Origin of the sequence: Methylobacterium goesingense, assembly GCF_022179225.1 — a bacterium.
In the GTDB taxonomy this organism is placed as follows: domain Bacteria; phylum Pseudomonadota; class Alphaproteobacteria; order Rhizobiales; family Beijerinckiaceae; genus Methylobacterium; species Methylobacterium goesingense.
This window is the reverse complement of sequence record NZ_BPQL01000017.1, coordinates 1-17183: the sequence shown is the minus strand read 5'-3', so window position 1 is coordinate 17183 and position 17183 is coordinate 1. Positions and strand designations below refer to the sequence as shown.

Genomic DNA, 17183 nt, shown 5'->3' with positions numbered 1-17183 from the left:
GGATTTAATCTGAGCCTGACTTGTTGAACCTGTTTCGTGACATCCTCGAACCGATCTGTTTCGGCGATCCTTCCTACTTCGCCCGCTTGACAGCCAATCCGGAGACCGCCCCCGAGTTCCGGGCGGCGCCGTCAAGGCTGTGGATACACACGACGGCCCCGATGACCGCGAGACCGCCCGTTGCACGCACCATGCCGCGCGCCGCGCGACAGGGGCGTGACAGCGACTATTCTTGGGAATGATGAAAAAGTCTGCGCCGATGCTGCGCCGCGGCAGAAATCGCGCGGCGCCGGCCGATTGCCGGGTCCTGTGTCGAAGAAGACGCGGTCCGCATCCGGCGACGCCCTCCGCAGCCTCCGGCGCCCCGCGATCAGGCCGCCTGGATGAAGCTGTCGAGCACCATCTTCCGGCCGGCCTTGTCGAAATCAACGGTAAGCTTGTTGCCGTCCACACCCGCGACGGTGCCGGGGCCGAACTTGGTGTGGAACACCCGCATGTCGACGCTGAACGCCGAGGGCGCCCCCGTCGACTTGGCGATGAGCTCGCCCTCGATCTGGCGCGGGCCGCCGCGATTGGTCGGCGTCCGGTTACCGACCCCGTAGCCGTTGGCATTGCCGCTCTGCGCCGTGTTGGCCTGGGCCCGCTGCCAGCCCGGCGTGCCGTAGGAGGAGCCGAAGGGCGTCGGGTTGCGGTCGAAGCGCGAGGCCCCGGCCGAGAAATGGGCGGGGGCGTCGAGCACATCGACGCTGTCCTCAGGCAGCTCGTCGATGAAACGGCTCGGCACTGTGGAGGACCACAGGCCGTGGATGCGCCGGTTGACGGCAAAGGACAGCTTGGCGCGCTTGCGGGCGCGGGTCAGGCCCACATGGGCGAGGCGCCGCTCCTCCTCGAGGCCGGCGCGGCCGCTCTCGTCCAGCGCCCGCTGGTTCGGGAACAGGCCGTCCTCCCAGCCGGGCAGGAACACGGTGTCGAATTCCAGGCCCTTGGCGGCGTGCAGGGTCATCAGCGAGACCCTGTCGGCCCCCTCCTGCTCGCTGGCCTCCATGACGAGAGAAACGTGCTCCAGGAAGGCGGCGAGATCGGGAAACTCCTCCATGGAGCGCACGAACTCCTTGAGGTTCTCCAGGCGCCCGGCGGCGTCGGCCGACTTCTCCTTCTGCCACATCTCGGTGTAGCCGGATTCCTCCAGGATGGTCTGGGCCACCTCCGAGTGCGGCTGGCTTCCCACGAGGCGCGACCACCGTGAAAAGCTCTCGACCAGGGCGCGCACGCCGGAGCGGGCGCGGGGCTTCAACTCGTCGGTCTCGACCACGAGGCGGGCGGCCTGGAGGAGCGGCACCCCTTGCGCGCGGGAAAATGCGTGCAGCGCCTGCAGGGTCGCGTCGCCGAGGCCGCGCTTCGGGGTGTTGAAGATGCGCTCGAAGGCGAGGTCGTCGGAGGGGTTGGCGGTGACGCGCAGGTACGCGAGCGCGTCGCGGATCTCGGCCCGCTCGTAGAATCGCGGGCCCCCGATGACCCGGTAAGGCAGCCCGAGCTGGACGAAGCGGTCCTCGATCTCGCGCATCTGCGCGGAGATCCGCACCAGCACGGCGATCTCGGAGAGCGGGTGCTGCTTGACCTGCAAACTCTCGATCGCTTCGGCGACCTGACGGGCTTCCTCCTCCGAATCCCAGGCGCCCGACACGGTCACCTTCTCGCCCGCCACGTCCTCGGTGCGAAGCGTCTTGCCCAGCCGCCCCTCGTTCTTCGCGATGAGGCCGGAGGCGGCGGCGAGGATGTGCCCGGTGGAACGGTAGTTGCGCTCGAGGCGCACCACCACGGCGCCGGGAAAATCGTGCTCGAAGCGCAGGATGTTGTCGACCTCGGCACCGCGCCAGCCGTAGATCGACTGGTCGTCGTCGCCGACGCAGGCCACGTTGCGGTGGCCCTGCGCCAGCAGGCGCAGCCAAAGGTACTGGGCGACGTTGGTGTCCTGGTACTCGTCGACCAGGATGTAGCGGAAGCGTTGCTGGTAGTTTTCCAGCACGTCCGGGTTCTCGCGCCACAGCTTGAGGCACAGCAGCAGGAGATCGCCGAAATCGGCGGCGTTCAGGGTCAGGAGCCGGGCCTGATAGGCGGAATAGAGCGCGCCGCCCTTGCCGAAGGCGAAGGCCTGGGCCTCGCCCGGCGGCACCTGCTCGGGCAGGAGGCCGCGGTTCTTCCAGCCGTCGATGGCCGAGGACAGGGCGCGGGCCGGCCAGCGCTTCTCGTCGATGTTCTGGTCGACGATGACCTGCTTCATCAGGCGCAGCTGGTCGTCCATGCCCAGAATCGTGAAGTCCGAGCGCAGGCCCACGAGCTCCGCGTGCCGGCGCAGGATCTTGGTGCCGATGGAATGGAAGGTGCCGAGCCAGGGCATGCCTTCGCCCGCCGGGCCGATGAGCCCGCCGATGCGGTGCTTCATCTCGCGGGCGGCCTTGTTGGTGAAGGTCACCGAGAGGATGTCGAAGGGCCGCGCCTTGCCGGTGGCGATGAGGTGGGCGATGCGCGTCGTCAGCACCCGGGTCTTGCCGGTGCCGGCCCCGGCCAGCACGAGAACCGGCCCGTCCGTCGCCTCGACGGCGCGGCGCTGCTCGGCGTTCAAGCCCTCGAGGTAGGGCGAGCCCTGCGGCCGCAGCGAGGCCATGGCGCGGGCGGCGATGGAGGTCGGAGCGGCGTCGGAGGCGGATGCGCCGGCCGCGTCGGAGTGCTGGGTCATCCCGCATCCCTGGACCAAAACGCGAACGGCGTCGAGGGTGGGATGCGTTCCGGGGGCGGCGCCATCCGGCGTAGACGCCCGCCTGAGTCCGCAGGCGGGGCTGCCTCAGAAGGACAGCCCCCAAGGTCGCGGTCACAGTCGCGGCCGCAGGGTCGCCCGTACGGGGATCCCACGCCGGTCGTCAGGCGGAAGCCGCGAACTGTCCGGCAAGATCGCGATAGGACCGCAGGGGCCGGCCCAGCCGCGCGGTGAGGCGATCGACGTCGCCGGTCTCGGGCCGCATCCCCAACTCCAGGAAGCGCTCGCACATCAGGCGCATATCGAAAGCCATCCAGGCCGGCATGTGCTGTTGCCGGAGGTTCCGCTCGAAGGCTCCGGTGTCGTCGCCACCGTAAGCGACCGGCCGGTCCAGGACCTCGGACCAGATGGCGGCGACGTCCGGACCGGTCAGCGTCTGGGGGCCGACGAGGTTGATCCGCTCGAAGGGAAGCGGCGTTCCGGCCCGCTCGCGGCGGATCAGTTCGAGGGCCGCGATCTCGCCGATGTCGGCGGCATCGATCATCGCGAGTCCCCGGGTCCCAATCGGCATCGGGTAGACGCCGTGGCCGAGCACGACATCCTTGATCGTCAGATCGTTGTTCATGAAGTAGGCGGGACGCAGGATCATGGCGTCGAAGCCCATGCCCTCGATCATCCGCTCGACGCCGAACTTGCCCGCGAAATGCGGCACGTTCACGTAGAGGTCGCTGTGAATCACCGACAGGTAGACGATCCGCTCGATCCCGGCCTCGCGTGCGAGGTTCAGAGCGATCAGGGCCTGCGTGAATTCGTCGGGCACCACGGCGTTCAACAGGAACAGGGTGGAGACGCCCGACAGGGCGTTGCGCACGGAATCCACGTCGATCAAGTCGCCCTGGATCACGGCGACCTCCCCAGGCAATCGCGCCTTCGAAGGCTCACGGACCAGGGCGCGCACGTCGGCGCCGCGCTTCACAAGTTGATCGACGACGTGGCGTCCGACGGTACCGGTCGCGCCGGTGATGAGAATGGTCATCGGAGTCTCTCCAGGTTTGCCGTGAGCGGCATCCCGAAGATGCGCGATCCGGGAGACGTCCTGTTAGGATAGACCGTCTCACTGGTGGAACACATGGATCTCGTCGCCCTCGCCGATTTCAACCTCGTCGCTAGGCATGGCGGCTTCGGACGGGCTGCCCGCGCCGCAGGGCGGCCGAAGGCGACCCTATCGCGCCGTGTCGCGGAGCTGGAGGCCGACCTCGCGCTGCGCCTCTTCGAGCGCGGTGCGCGCACCCTGAAGCTAACCGAGGAAGGCCGGGCGCTCCACGAGCGGACGCGGGTCCTGCTGACGGAGATCGACGAATTGGCGGCGGCCATCGCCACGGGCGGGGATAGGCCCCGGGGTCGGCTGCGCATCAGCGCGCCCGTGCTGTTCTCCCAGACCGCGATGGGCAAACTCTCAGCGGGGTTCGCCTTGAAACATCCCGATGTCCGGCTGGAGGTCACCACGGAGGACCGTGCCGTCGACATGGTGGAGGAAGGCTACGACCTCGCGATCCGGGTCAATCCCGACCCGGATGCGAGCCTGGTCGGCCGCATCTTCCTGCGCGACCGGCTGGTCGTCGTGGCGGCGCCGGGCCTGCTCCTGCCGGCGCACGGCGCGACGGCGCCGGCCATCGTACGCGGGCCGATGGAGGGCCCGATGACCTGGACCATGACATCCTCCGCCGGACGGTCCAGCATCGCCGCCGATCCTGTCCTGAATCTGCCGTCGCTGATGATGGTCCGCGATGCGGTCCGAGCGGGCGTCGGTGTCGGGCGCCTTCCCATCTCCCTCGTCAAACAGGATCTGGCCGCCGGAAGGCTGGTCTCGTGGGGCGACCTCGACGAACCGGACATCGCCCTCTGGACCCTCTATCCGTCGCGGCGTCTGCTGAGCGCGCGCGTTTCCGCCTTCCTCGACCATCTGAAGGAGGCCTTCCCGATGGGAACCGCCGACGAGCTCGCCGCGCATATCGGCGGATGACGGGATGGATTCCCGGCGCCCGGTCGGCGCTTCAATGGCCCGATCCGAGGTCGGGCGTCTCCCGCCCGCTCGATGGCCTGTCTCGCGGGAACCCGCCTTCCCACCGGCGCGTCGCCTCACCAGATCAGGATCAACCCCCTTCACGCAAGGACGACCCCATGCGCGCCTCCCCCACCCTCTTCATCACCGCCCTCGCGCTGCTCGCCGCCGGCCCCGCCCTCGCCCAATCCTCGAACGGCGCCATCAACAGCCTCAACGCCACCAACGACCGGCTCTCCAACCGCAGCGAAATCCGCGGCATCGAGCAGCGCCAGCAGTTCAACAGCAACCAGACCCGGATGCAGATCGAGCGCGGCGACCTGTTCCGGCCGAACGCGCCCGCCGCGCCGATCGTGGTTCCGGGTCGGCGTTGAGCCTGCCGCACCCCGGCGGCCCCACGGCCGACCGGGGGACGGCGGGCCACCATCAGAAGCGGGGGCCCTGGCTGTTGCCATGAGCCCCCAGCCCAACGCCCGTATTGGCGCTGCGCCCGGAACCGCCGCCCATGTTGCCCATCCCCCCGTAGAGGCTGCTCACACCCTGGCGTTGGATGATCCCCAGGGGGTCGCGTCGCAGGTCGGCCCGACCGCGAAGGCCGGGGGCCGGCCAAGTCTGCGCTTGCGGAGGGGGACGATATCCCGGAGACTTGCCTTTTTTACGAGCACTCACATCCGAAACAGACAGCGCGACAACCATCATCGCCAGCGTGAAAGCTGATATGATGCGCATTTTGTTTAATCCTTATGCTTTTTTGCGAACATAAGGATAGACGACTATTCGACCCTGCCCATTCCGAGCGCTAAATGCACATTCCGCATGCAAGTGTTCCGACGCACCTCGGCGACGGGACGGACGGAGGGCGATCGACGCGGCGACGGTTTGACCCGCCCGTTCGGGCACGCCCGCCCCTCCGGCCCGCGCGCGCCGGAACGGAGGCGCATTCCGTGTCCGGTGTGCTATGCCGCAGCGGGTTCAAGTAACGAGGCGGAACAGTAACGGTGCGTGACCTCCTGACCGCGCTGGCGGGCGGCGTCATCCTGCTCCTCGTGGCGGCGCTCGCCGTGCCGCCCTTCGTGGCCTGGGAGGGCTACCGCGGCACCCTCGACCGGACGATCGCGCGCTCCCTCGGGGTCGAGGCCCACACCGAGGGGCGCATCGGATTACGCCTGCTGCCCTCCCCGCGCCTGAAGCTCGACCGGCTCCGGCTCGGCCCCGGCGCCACCGAGAAACCGGGCGGCGAGACGCCGGGCCTCGATCTGCACTGGGTCCGGGCGGAGGTCGCCCTGGCACCCCTCCTCAAGGGCGAGGTCCGCTTCACCGAGACCCGGATCGGCCGGGCCGAGGTGAAGCTGCCCGTCAGCGAAGGCGAGGGCGTGCTGGTTCCGGCGGAGGGCTGGCCTGCCGCGACGCGCGACCTCGCCATCGAGGACTTCGCGATCCGCCAGTTCGTGCTCACCACCCAGGTGCCCGCCACGGGGCGGACCGAGCAATTCTACGCCGAGTCCCTGCAGGTCTCGGCCCCCGCCCTCCTCGGCCCGTGGCGGGTCGAGGGCACCAGCCGGGGCGTGCCGTTCCGGATCGCCACCGGCGAGGCGGGAGCGGACGGGGTCGCCGTGAAGATCTCGGGCGGCGGCGACACCCAGCCCCGCTTCGAGGCCGATGCGCGCATCACCCTGGCGCCGCCGAAAGCGGAACCGGCCGGCCGCGCCGCCGCGCTCAAGGCGGCAGGCCTGCGCGTCCTGGTGCCGGCGGCGGAGGGTACTGCAAGGATCGTGGTCGGCCCCCCAGTCCAGGCGGCGGGCGCCTACCTGCCGTTCTCGCTGGGCGGCAAATTCACCGGGCGCGGCCTGGCGGTGGCCTTCAGCGACGTCGCCCTCGAGATCGACCCCGGCGGTCAGGCCCTGCGCCTCGGCGGCACCGGGCGGCTCGACCTGCGGCAGTGGCGCGGCGCCCTCGCCCTCGGCGCCCGGCGCCTCGACCTCGACGCCTTCCTGACCTCGGCGGGGGGGCAAGCGCTGATCGCGCGCGGCCTGCCAACCGCCGAGGCTCGGGGCGCCGGCGCACGCGGCTGGGCCGGTCTACCCATCATGCTCGACCTCGACCTCGCGGTGGAAACCGTGGCCCTGGGCCTCGACGAATGGTCGGGCCTCGCCGTCGCCGCCACCCTCGACCGCACCGGCGGTCTCGTCCTGCGCCGCCTCGACGTCACCGCGCCGGGCGCGGCGGTGCTCAACGCCAGCGGCGAGATCGACACCACGGGGGGCTTGCGCTTCAGCGGCCACCTCGCCCTCGACACGCCGGCCTCGGACGGGCTCGGCCGCTACCTGCGCCGCCTCGGCCTCGAGGGACCTGCCGTGGCGGTGATGGACGGGCGCCCGGTCCAGCTCGGCACCGACCTCTCGGTGGCCTCGCCCAGCCTCTCGCTGCGCAACCTGCGCCTCAACCTCGGTGAGGCCCGCATCACCGGCAATGCCCGCTACACCGCCGCCGAGGGAGCGGGCCGCGGGCGCTTCGACGCGCAGCTGGTGGGCCAGGGCATCGACATCGCCGCCCTGCCCTCCCTGAGCGGGGCGCTGGCGGAACTCAAAGGCCACGATCTCGGCCTCACCCTCCAGGCCCGCGACGTGCGCTACGGGCCGGCCGGGGCGCATTCGGGCAACGGTACAATCGCGGCCAGCATCCAGTCCGACGGCGCCGGCCTCGCGGTCGACAGCCTCGATATCACCGATCTGGCCGGTGCCAACGCCCGGCTCTCCGGGCGGATCGCCCCCGACGGCACCGGCCGCATCGCCGGACGGGTCTCGGCGGCGGTGGCCGCCCCCCTGTTCGCGCTCCTCGACCGGGTCTGGATCACCGAGGCCCGGGCGGTGCCAGCCTTCCTGCGGGCGGGCGCCCTCGACCTCGCCGTGAGCCTGGAACGCGACGCGGGCGCGGCCGACACCCTGCGTGTCGTGGCCAAGGGCGCCGCGGCCGGGGGCACCCTCGACCTCGACCTCCTGAGCCGGGCGGGGCGCATCGCGGCCCTCGACCTCACGATCGCGGCGCCCGACGCCGCCCCCTGGTTCGGGCGGCCCGACATCGCCGCCCTGCGCCGGCCCGGCCGCGTGCGCCTCGTCGGGGCGGAAAGTCCCGCCTTGCCCGGCGCCCCCGAGGCCGGCCTCGCCCTACGCCTTACCGGCACCATCGCCGACCTCACCCTCGCGACGGTGCAACCCCTGCTGCTTGCGGCCGGAGAGCCCTTCCCGCGCGCCGGGGAGCTGCATGTGTCCCTGCCCGACCTCGCGCCATTCCTGACGCTGGCGGGCAGTAGCGCCCCGCCCTCGGCCGAACCCTGGCCGGCGGAACTCGGCCTACGCCTCTCGCGCGCCGGGGCCGATGCCCGGGTGGCGGTGGTCGGCCGCATCGCGGGCCAGCCGGTCTCGGCCGACCTGAACCGCGCGCCCTCGGGCGAGATCGGCGGCAGCGCCACCCTGGCGCGCCTGTCCCTGCCCTTCCTCGCCCAGGCCACGATCCTGCCCGTGCAGGCAGCGCGCGGGTCGGGTCAGGCCCCGGCCAGCCTGCGCTTCGCGCCGGTCCCGGAGGGGCGGCCACCCGTCACCCTGGCCCTGCGGGTCGATGCCCTCGACCTCGGGCGCGGGCTCACCGCGACGGGGGCCGGATTCAGCGCCGCGCTCGACGGGGACACCCTGGCGCTCCGCGACCTCTCGGGCGCCCTGGCGGGCGGCCGGATCGCCGGCAGCGCCACCCTCTCGCGCCAGGGCGGCGCGGCGGCGATCTCGGGAGAGGGCCAGGTCACCGATGCGGGGATCGCCGAACTGGCCGGCGGCGGCCCCGTGGCGGGCCGGGTCACGGCGCAACTGCGCTTCGGCACCTCGGGGGAGAGCGCCACCGGGCTGACGAACAATCTCGGCGGCAGCGGCACCCTCACCCTCGGCGGCCTCGGACTGCCGGGCGCCGATCCCGCCGGCCTCGCCCGTGCCCTCACCCGGGCGCTGGCGGAGGACGATCCCCTCCGGGAGGGGCGCCTACAGGCCCTGGTGGCGGAGGAACTCAGCGCCGGCCCCCTCGCGACGAAGGGGCTGGTGACGAGCCCGATCAGCCTTGTGGGCGGCGCCCTGCGGACGGGTCCGCTCACCCTCGACCTCGGCGCAGGCCGCTGGATAGGCACCCTTGGCCTCGACCTACGCGACGCCCGACTCGATGCACGCGGCACCCTCACGGCCGCCGCCGGCCCGAAGGGCTGGAGCGGGGCGGCCCCGTCGATCCAGCTCGGGTTCGGCGGCCCCTTGCGGGCGCCGGAGCGCAGCCTCGATGCCGGGGCGGCCACGAACGGCCTCGCCGCCCTGGTGCTGCAACGGGAACTGGAGAAGATCGAGCTGTTCGAGGCCGACCAAACTGAGCGGGCGCGCCGACGCGGCCGCATCGAGATGGACAAGGCCCGCGCCGCCGCCCTGAAGGCCGCCGCCGACCGGGCCGCGGCCGAGAAGGCGGCCGCTGAGGAGGCCGCGCGTCAGACCCGCCTGCGGGCGCAGCAGGCTGCGGAGAAGGCCGCCGAAGAGGCCGCGGCCAAAGAGGCGGCGGCGCGGGAGGCGGTTCGCCGCCAGCGCTCCGAGCCGGAGCCGCCCCAGGGCGGCGAGGTTCCGGCGTCAGGGCCCTAGAGTCGCCGACCTGACCGCATCAGGCCGGCGGCTCTAGGCTCTTGTGTTGCCGTGCATTTCGGCGACGAACCGGTTTCCACTTCGTCGGAATGCAGTCTGGTGAAGCGGGAGGCGCGGGCCCCGCCTCTTATCTGGTCTCACTGACCCCGACCCACGGCCGGGGTCAGTGAAGTTCGGCGGACGGGCCGCCGCCGCGCGGGCGGACCTCGATGGGGCGGACCCATCGAGGTCCAGTATCATAGGAAGATCAGCTCATTGATATGCCCAACCAGGGCGGCGTCGGTCGACCAGTTCGAATGGCCGACGAGATCGCTGGTGCGCACGACGTCGAGGGGAACCGCGCCCTGACCCTCGGCCACCAGAGTGTCGTTCTTCAACAGGCGCATGTAGCCGGTATCGTCCACGCTCGCCTGCCAAGTCGCCGTCTCGCCCTCCACGATCGTGTCCCGTGCGGTGATCCGATGCGGGGTCCGACCGGTGAAGATCTCGAACACCATGTCGTCGCCGGTCCGTTCCTGCCCAAGCCAGATGTTGTCCTTCCCGGCCCCGTTGCCGGTATCGAAGACGCGCTGGAAGGCACCGGCATCGAGATCGTCGAACCGCACCTCGGCGAACATCTTGAAGGCGCCGGCGATCTCGGGAATAGCCTTGTTCGGGGTGATCTCCAGGTGGCTTACCTCGCCGACCAGCGGTTTGTCATTTGACCAGTTCGACTTGCCGACGAACTCGTTGGCGCGGTCGACGTCCTTCGGCACGACGCCCTGCCCTTCGGCGACGATTGCGCCATCCTTGAACAGGCGCATCCAGCCCGCCTCGTTGACGCTGGTCGTCCAAGTGGCCTCCTTGCCCTCCACGATCGCGTTCTTGGCGATCACCTGCCCGACCTTGTCCCCGTTCACGATGGCGAACTGCATGTCGCTGGAGGTGCCGACCTGGCCCAGCCACACGTTGTCGCTATTGGGCCCGTTGCCGAAATCGTAGATCCGCTGCCAGGCGCCCGCATCGAGGTCGTCGAAGCGTGCCTTCACGGTGGCGGAGAACGCTCCGTCGATGTCGACGATAGGGTCCGCCTTGAAGCTGAGGTCGTAGACGGTGCCGGCGAGTTTCGTGTCCCAAGACCAGTTGGACTTACCCACAAATTCGTTCGCGCGGTCGACGTCTCGGGGCACAACGCCCTGGCCCTGAGCGAGGAGCACGTTGTCCTTGTACAGACTCATGTGCCCGTTCGCGTCCACGGCGGCGGTCCAGCGCGCCTCGACGCCCTGAACGATGGCGTTCTTGGCCACGATCCGGTACGGGGTCGAGCCGGAAAAGATCTCGAAGGCCATGTCGCGGCTGTGGCTGACCTGACCGAGCCAGACATTGTCGCTCTTGGCCCCGTTGCCGGTGTCGAAGACACGCTGGTAGTTGCCGCCGGCGAGGTTGTCGAACCGCACCAGGGCGCTCGCCACGAACGCGCCGTCGATCTCGGGGATATCGTAGACGTACGGATCGTCGGAGGCCGCGACCAGCGGCATCTCGAAGGTCTTGTTCGACCCGGCCGCGATGGGCCCGAAACGCCCCTTCAGGTGGGCGAGCAGGCCCTTCACGTCGAGTTCGACGTCACCGACCATCAGGGTCTCGATGCCCGTGAGGGTGTCGACGGTGTTTGTGGCGATGTGCTTGATGGAGAACGCGCCGGCGGTGCTGGCGGCGTCGTAGACGATGGCGTAATCGGTGCTCCGACCGGAGAAGTTAGCGCGGTCGATGCCCGCGCCGCCGACTAACGTATCGCGGCCGGAGCCGCCGTCGAGGATGTCGTTGCCGGCGCCGCCGATCAGCGTGTCGTTACCGTCGCCGCCGAGAAGGGTGTCGTTGCCGTCGCCGCCATCGATCCGGTCGTCGCCCCTGCCGCCGTCGATCCGGTCGTCGCCGCCGAAAGCGAAGAACGTGTCGTTGACACTGCCGAGCCCGATGGTATCGGCCCGCTCAGAGGCGATCGGCATGCCGAGATCCTGGAAGACGGCGAGGTCGAGTGGCGAGATCCACTCCCGGATTCCTGTGCCGATATTGGGGTCCATGATGTTCTCGCCGCCCCAGATGTGCGACCGCCCGCCGTCGATACCGATCGCGTGACCGGCGACCGCAGTGACGTTGGGGCCTTCGAAGATCGGGTTGCCCCACTGGTCGTTCTGCCAGGAAATGCCGACGAACCCGAGGGCATGGCCGATTTCGTGCGTGAAGATGGAAAGAGCATCCGTTTGGTTGCCCGGAACGGCATTCTCGGCCTTCGGGTCGTAGAAAAACCTGTCGAAGCTCTCGATGCCGAGCGTCAACACGCCATCCGCGGTGTCGCCGTTGATGTCGACGCCATCACGAGCCTTGGTGATGGCGGGCGTTTCCCACCAGCTGCCGTTGTAGTGATACATCGGACCGCCATTGGCGAGAAAGTCCGGCCCCCCGACGTTGCCGATCCCGACATCGATCACGATGTCCTGGTCACCCTGTAAGTACTTGGCCCAGTTGTTCGCGGCCGCCTGGGCGGTGGCGAGCATCAGATCGGCCTTATCGCCCGCGACACCGCGCGACCATTCGTTTCCCCACCTCGTCGTGATCGTCGTCATCTAGCGGCTCTCCTGCTCCAAGCAACTGCAAGTGGTGTAGGACAGGCATACCGGCTGTATGTGCTAAAAATATTTCACCAATCGATAAATTTTTCGTATAAATTGATAAATACTAAATGTATATTTGATATATAGAAGACTTATTCCAAAATAGGGCACTCGTAAATCTTGATGCTTCCCTGGAAGAACGATCAAGCCATTGAAGCAGTCGGGTACAGTATTTTCGATTTTCGCAAGTCAGTCGGGCTCAGCATTCTTCTACGGTGGGCATCGATGTCTTGTCACCTGTTGTGACAAGCACGCGAGGCCTGGTGTTCTTCATTGTTCGCGCCAAGCCTTGGCAATCTGGTCCGCCAGCAGCTTCGTCAGGCAGATCAGGACCGAACGGTCGCCGAGCAGCATAAGCTTTCACGGGCATGCCGGGGATGAGGCGTACGGGGTCGACGCACTTATCCCGGACATCCGAGCACTTGCCCCGGATCTCGGCCAGATTCCTGCCGGTCTCGGTTGCGCATGTCGCCGTCACTCTGCAGGATCTGGAGCTCGGTCTCGGCGGTCCTGCCCCGGACCGCCGCCGATTCCGGCCCCTGTGACCGCTCAGGCCTTGCCCACCGCCAACAGCGCGAAGGCCTGGATCAGGCCGACTTCCTCCAGGCGGTCGAAGCGGCCGGCCGCACCGCCGTGGCCGGCCTCCATGTTGATGCGCAGGAGAACCGGGCCGCCCCCGGTCATGGTGGCGCGCAGGCGCGCCACCCACTTGGCCGGCTCCCAGTAGGTTACGCGCGGGTCGGTGAGGCCGCCGAGCGCCAGGATCGCCGGATAGGCCTGGGGACGCACGTTGTCGTAGGGCGAGTAGGCCAGGATGGTCTCGAAGGCCTCCAGGCTCTCGCGCGGGTTGCCCCATTCGGGCCATTCCGGAGGAGTGAGCGGCAAGCTGCCGTCGAGCATGGTGTTCATCACGTCGACGAAGGGCACGTCGGCCACGATGGCGGCGAACAGCTCCGGCGCGAGATTGGCGACCGCGCCCATCAGCATGCCGCCGGCCGAGCCGCCATGAGCCACGATGCGGCCTTGCGCGGTGTAGTTCGCCGCGATCAAGGCTCGGCCGCAGGCGACGAAGTCCGTGAAGGTGTTCGGCTTCTTCTCCCGCTTGCCGTCGAGGTACCAGCCCCAGCCCTTCTCGGTCCCGCCGCGCACGTGGGCGATGGCGTAGACGAAGCCCCGGTCGACGAGGGACAGCAGGTTGGTGCGGAAGGCCGCCGGCATCAGCGTGCCGTAGGAGCCGTAGCCGTAGAGGAGCAGCGGCGCGGTTCCGTCGAGGGGGGTGTCGCGCCGGTGCAGCAGAGAGATCGGCACGCTCGCCCCGTCGGGCGCGGTCGCGAACAGGCGGCGGGTGACGTAGTCGGCCGGTTCGTGGCCGCTCGGCACGGTCTGGCGCTTGCGCAACTGCCGGGCGCGGGTGGCGCAATCGTAGTCGTAGGTCTCGGCCGGCGTGGTCATCGACGAGTAGGTGAAGCGGATCACCGCCGTCTCGAACTCGTGTCCGGGCTGGAGGCCGAGGGAATAGGCCTCCTCGGCGAAAGCGACGATGTGCTCGCTGCCCTGCTTGTCGCGCACCACGATGCGGGGGCGCGCCTCCTCGATCTCGAGGCGCACCATGTGGTCGGCGATGACGTGCTGGTGGCGGATCATCACGCCTGGGCGATGCGGGACAACGTCGGTCCAATTCTCGCGGCCCGGCGCCGCGATCCGCGCTGTGACGATCTTGAAGTCCTCGGCGCCGTCCGCGTTGGTGAGGATGAAGAGGTGGCTCGCCCAGTTCTCCACCGAGTAGATCAGCAGGGGCTGGCGCGGCTGCACCACGGTCAGGGTCGCGTCGGGCGCCCGGCGGTCGAGGAGGTGGACCTCCGAGGTCTCGTGGTCGCTGGCGGTGACGACGAGGTAGTCGCCCGACTGGGTCTCCTCGATATGCACGAAGAAGCCGGAATCGGCCTCTTCGTACACGAGGGTGTCGGCCGCCTGCGGCGTGCCGAGGACGTGGCGCATCACGCGGGCGGGGCGATGGTTCTCGTCGACCGCGACGTAGTAGAACGCGCGGCTGTCGGCGCTCCAGACGGCCTCGCCGGTGGTGGCCTCGATCCGATCCGCCGCCTCCGTGCCGGAGTCCAGATCCTTGCCGGAGTCGAAATCCTTGCCGGAGTCGAAATCCCTGCCGGTCTCGAGGTCGCGCACCCGGATGGTGTGCAGTTCCGAGCCCTTGGTGTCGGCGCTCCAGGCGAGCAGCCGGTGATCGTCGGAATGCACCGCCGCCGCGATCTCGAAGAAGGCGAGGCCCGCCCCCTCGTGGTCACCGTCCAGCAGGATGACCTCGCCCGCCTCGGGCCCGCCGTCGGCGGCGGTCTCGGCGCCCTGGCCGGGAATGACCACGATCGTGCGCGGGCGCCGGCAGACGAGCGGGTGCTGCCCGCCCTCGCGGTGGCGGGTGTAATAGGAGAAAGGGCCGTCGGGCTCGGGAACGCTGCTGTCGTCCTCCCGGATGCGGGCCCGCATCTCGGCCACCAGCGCCTTGCGCAGGGGCTCGGTACCGGCGAGCGCCGTCTCCGAATAGGCGTTCTCCGCCTCCAGATAGGCCCGGATGTCCGCCGGCAGGGCAGCGGGGTCCTTGAGCACGTCCCGCCAGTTCTCGGCCTTCAGCCAGGCGTAGTCGTCGCGCAGCACATGACCGTGGACCGTGTCGGTGTGAGGCCGCACCTCCGCGACCGGGGCGGCCGCCGAAACGGGGATCGAAGTCGAGGGGGACGTCATCGCGAAAAATCCTGGAAACAGTGCGGAAGGACGATGTCGAGTCGGGTCTTGATCTGCGTCGATGCCGGTTCGCGCAGGTTTCGTGCGATCGAATGCTGGCCGGCGGAGCGCCTCATCCAAGCTATGCCCTTGGAATGTCGGCCGTCTCCGGTCAGGGGCGATTCCACGCCGGCCCCTGCCGCCGAAGGTTTCATCCGCGCCATGTGCCCGCTGCCCCGTCCGCAGGCAAGCGGGGCGGGCGGGGCGGCATCGCGGAACCGTGTCCGGGCTGCGGCAATCTGCCAGGGTCGCGCGGGGCTGCCGGTTCCTCCCGCCAAGACCAGGGTGAACCGGCAAGCGGCATCCTTAGAAATATTGTTCGCTCTAGTTGTTCAAGATTACGGGGACTGCTGGGAACCGTCTTGCGACATCATCGCGAATATCCTACCTAGATAATGTGGCGGGCGAAGTCGCTGCGTACCGTACTGCGTTGTGAGTGACGGGAGAAAACAGGGGATTCGATCCCTGCGCCAGGCACCGGCCAATGTGAAAACGTTCGGGGTGCTCTGATGCCTGTCCGCACGTCGCTTTAAGGAGAGTCCTTCCAGTTATGAACGACATCGAACAATCTGCTGATTATGTGGAACTCACCGTCGACATCGTGTCGGCCTACGTGAGCAACAACCCGGTTCCCCCGGGCGAGCTGGCCCAGCTGATCACCCGCATCCACACCGCCCTGACGCAGGTCGGCAGTGGCCAGGTCGAGACCAAGGCCTCCAACGCACCCCTGCAGCCGGCGATTCCTGTCAAGAAGTCCATCACGGCGGATCACATCGTCTGTCTTGAGGACGGCCGCACCTTCAAGTCGCTCAAGCGCCACCTGCGCGCGAAGTACGACATGAGCCCCGAGCAGTACCGCGCCAAGTGGGGCCTGCCGGCTGACTACCCGATGGTTGCCCCGAACTACGCCAAGGCCCGCTCCGATCTCGCCAAGGCGATCGGCCTCGGCCAGACTCGCAACGGCAATTACGACGAAGCGGCCTGAACGGCCGATCCGTCTTCAAACCGGTTTCGAGCAGCGTCCCTCCGGGCATGCTCGAAACCGGCTGACGGGTCCGACGCGTCAAGTCTTGATCTAGGATATTTTTCCCTTACCATCGTCGCACGGCACCCCGATGCCGCCGGTATGTGTAATGGAACAAATCATGAACATCGCTCGGTCTCCCGCCGCTTCCGCCGCCCCGAGTCCCGCCGCCCGGAGGGTTCGGGCCGTGCCCGGCGCCGCTCCCCTCGGCCGGGACGCCACGCGCCTGCTGGCTGCGCTCGCCGGCGAGGGCGCCTACGCGATCACGGACCCGGCCGAGCCTGCCGGCTGGATCGTGCGGGAGGGTGGACGCGGCGTCTCCCTCGGCGGCGGCCGCTTCGCACCGGCGGCGGGGCGGGAGCTCCTGGCCACCGACCTCGCGGAGCAGGCGGGCGGGCGCCGGGCCCGCCTGACGATCAGCCCGGCGGGGCGCGCCCGCCTGCGCCGGGAGCGGGCCGGGGCGCACAGCCCCTTCCTCGCCCAGCACCTCGACCTCGTGGGCGACGCGCCGGAGCCGGACCGGCCGCAGCGCGACGCGTCCGAGAGTCCCCTCGCCTGGATGGCCCGGCGGCGCGACCGCGACGGCGCCCCGCTCATCGACGCGGCCTGCTTCGAGGCGGGCGAGCGCCTGCGCCGCGACCTCACGGTGGCCTCGCTGATGCCCCGGATGGGCCAGGACTGGAGCGGCGTGTCCGTCGACGGCTCGGGCCCGCGCGACCCCGCGGCGGGATCGGATGCGATGCTGGCCGCGCGCCAGCGCGTGCGGGCGGCGCTGACCGCCGTCGGCAACGACCTTTCGGGCCTGCTGATCGACCTCTGCGGCTTCCTGAAGGGGCTGGAGCGGATCGAGGCGGAGCGGCGCTGGCCGGCGCGCTCGGCCAAGGTGGTGGCCCGCATCGCCCTGGCGCGGCTGGCCGAGCATTACGGCCTGGAGCGGGAGGCCGTCGGTCCCGAGCGCGGCCGCCTGCGCCTGTGGCGGGCAGCGGACGGCGCGTGAGAGGAGGAAGGCCCCAAGCCCCCGGGCCCCAAGTCACAGGCCCCGCGTCCCCCCCGCACCCGTGCTGGCAGGCGCGCGGACCTCAGGCCGCAGAGCGGTGCCGCAGAGCGGTCGTCAGGCCGCCAATTGGGCCTCAAGCCGCCAAGCGGGCGGCGTCCCGGTGGATGCGCTCGGCCATGGAGCGCACGCCGTTTGAGCGCTTGGAGGTGAGGTGGGCGCCGAGGCCGATCTCCTTGAAGA

10 protein-coding genes are annotated in these 17183 nt (G+C 69.5%); 5 read left to right on the top strand and 5 right to left on the bottom strand.

Annotated features, from left to right (window positions below; genetic code table 11):
• Positions 1-370 precede the first annotated feature (370 nt).
• Both MFF30_RS03385 and MFF30_RS03380 read right to left on the bottom strand, forming a co-directional pair.
• On the bottom strand, positions 371-2737 hold the full coding sequence (locus MFF30_RS03385; protein WP_238276551.1) for an ATP-dependent helicase: 2367 nt from the start codon (positions 2735-2737) through the stop codon (positions 371-373).
• Positions 2738-2918: 181 nt separating this feature from the next.
• Positions 2919-3791 carry an SDR family oxidoreductase gene (locus MFF30_RS03380; RefSeq protein WP_238276549.1) on the bottom strand — a complete coding sequence of 291 codons (873 nt, stop codon included), beginning with the start codon at positions 3789-3791 and terminating at the stop codon, positions 2919-2921.
• Between the two features lie 93 nt (positions 3792-3884).
• Between MFF30_RS03380 and MFF30_RS03375 the strand changes: the two genes are divergently transcribed.
• The 3 genes from MFF30_RS03375 to MFF30_RS03365 all read left to right on the top strand — a co-directional run bounded on the left by MFF30_RS03375 (position 3885) and on the right by MFF30_RS03365 (position 9475).
• Complete coding sequence (locus tag MFF30_RS03375; RefSeq protein ID WP_238276546.1) at positions 3885-4778, top strand: LysR family transcriptional regulator; 894 nt, start codon at positions 3885-3887, stop codon at positions 4776-4778.
• Positions 4779-4936: 158 nt separating this feature from the next.
• Entirely contained in the window at positions 4937-5191 is a 255-nt protein-coding gene (locus MFF30_RS03370; protein ID WP_238276545.1) for a hypothetical protein, read from the top strand.
• Between the two features lie 624 nt (positions 5192-5815).
• On the top strand, positions 5816-9475 hold the full coding sequence (locus MFF30_RS03365) for an AsmA family protein (protein ID WP_238276543.1): 3660 nt from the start codon (positions 5816-5818) through the stop codon (positions 9473-9475).
• Between the two features lie 236 nt (positions 9476-9711).
• Here the strand turns inward: MFF30_RS03365 and MFF30_RS03360 are convergent, their stop codons facing one another.
• Both MFF30_RS03360 and MFF30_RS03355 read right to left on the bottom strand, forming a co-directional pair.
• Complete coding sequence (locus MFF30_RS03360; RefSeq protein WP_238276541.1) at positions 9712-12078, bottom strand: hemolysin; 2367 nt, start codon at positions 12076-12078, stop codon at positions 9712-9714.
• A gap of 597 nt (positions 12079-12675) precedes the next feature.
• Complete coding sequence (locus MFF30_RS03355) at positions 12676-14883, bottom strand: S9 family peptidase (protein ID WP_238276539.1); 2208 nt, start codon at positions 14881-14883, stop codon at positions 12676-12678.
• A gap of 589 nt (positions 14884-15472) precedes the next feature.
• Between MFF30_RS03355 and MFF30_RS03350 the strand changes: the two genes are divergently transcribed.
• The gene (locus MFF30_RS03350) at positions 15473-15907 is read left to right on the top strand and encodes a Ros/MucR family transcriptional regulator (protein WP_238276537.1); all 435 of its coding nucleotides are present in this window, start codon (positions 15473-15475) and stop codon (positions 15905-15907) included.
• Positions 15908-16133: 226 nt separating this feature from the next.
• Positions 16134-16943, top strand: a complete 810-nt coding sequence (locus MFF30_RS03345) for a DUF6456 domain-containing protein (RefSeq protein ID WP_238276535.1) — start codon at positions 16134-16136, stop codon at positions 16941-16943.
• A 133-nt stretch (positions 16944-17076) separates the two neighbouring features.
• On the opposite strand, the gene MFF30_RS03340 is transcribed toward MFF30_RS03345, so the two are convergent.
• Positions 17077-17183 (bottom strand): SufE family protein (locus MFF30_RS03340; RefSeq protein WP_238276740.1); only part of this gene is annotated, 107 nt, incomplete at its 5' end.

Bases quoted from the DNA above. Each gene is read 5' to 3' on its own strand.
- MFF30_RS03350 (WP_238276537.1), top strand. From the start codon at position 15,473: ATGAACGACATCGAACAATCTGCTGATTATGTGGAACTCACCGTCGAC.
- MFF30_RS03375 (WP_238276546.1), top strand. From the start codon at position 3,885: ATGGATCTCGTCGCCCTCGCCGATTTCAACCTCGTCGCTAGGCATGGC.
- MFF30_RS03360 (WP_238276541.1), bottom strand. From the start codon at position 12,078: ATGACGACGATCACGACGAGGTGGGGAAACGAATGGTCGCGCGGTGTC.
- MFF30_RS03385 (WP_238276551.1), bottom strand. From the start codon at position 2,737: ATGACCCAGCACTCCGACGCGGCCGGCGCATCCGCCTCCGACGCCGCT.
- MFF30_RS03370 (WP_238276545.1), top strand. From the start codon at position 4,937: ATGCGCGCCTCCCCCACCCTCTTCATCACCGCCCTCGCGCTGCTCGCC.
- MFF30_RS03355 (WP_238276539.1), bottom strand. From the start codon at position 14,883: ATGACGTCCCCCTCGACTTCGATCCCCGTTTCGGCGGCCGCCCCGGTC.
- MFF30_RS03380 (WP_238276549.1), bottom strand. From the start codon at position 3,791: ATGACCATTCTCATCACCGGCGCGACCGGTACCGTCGGACGCCACGTC.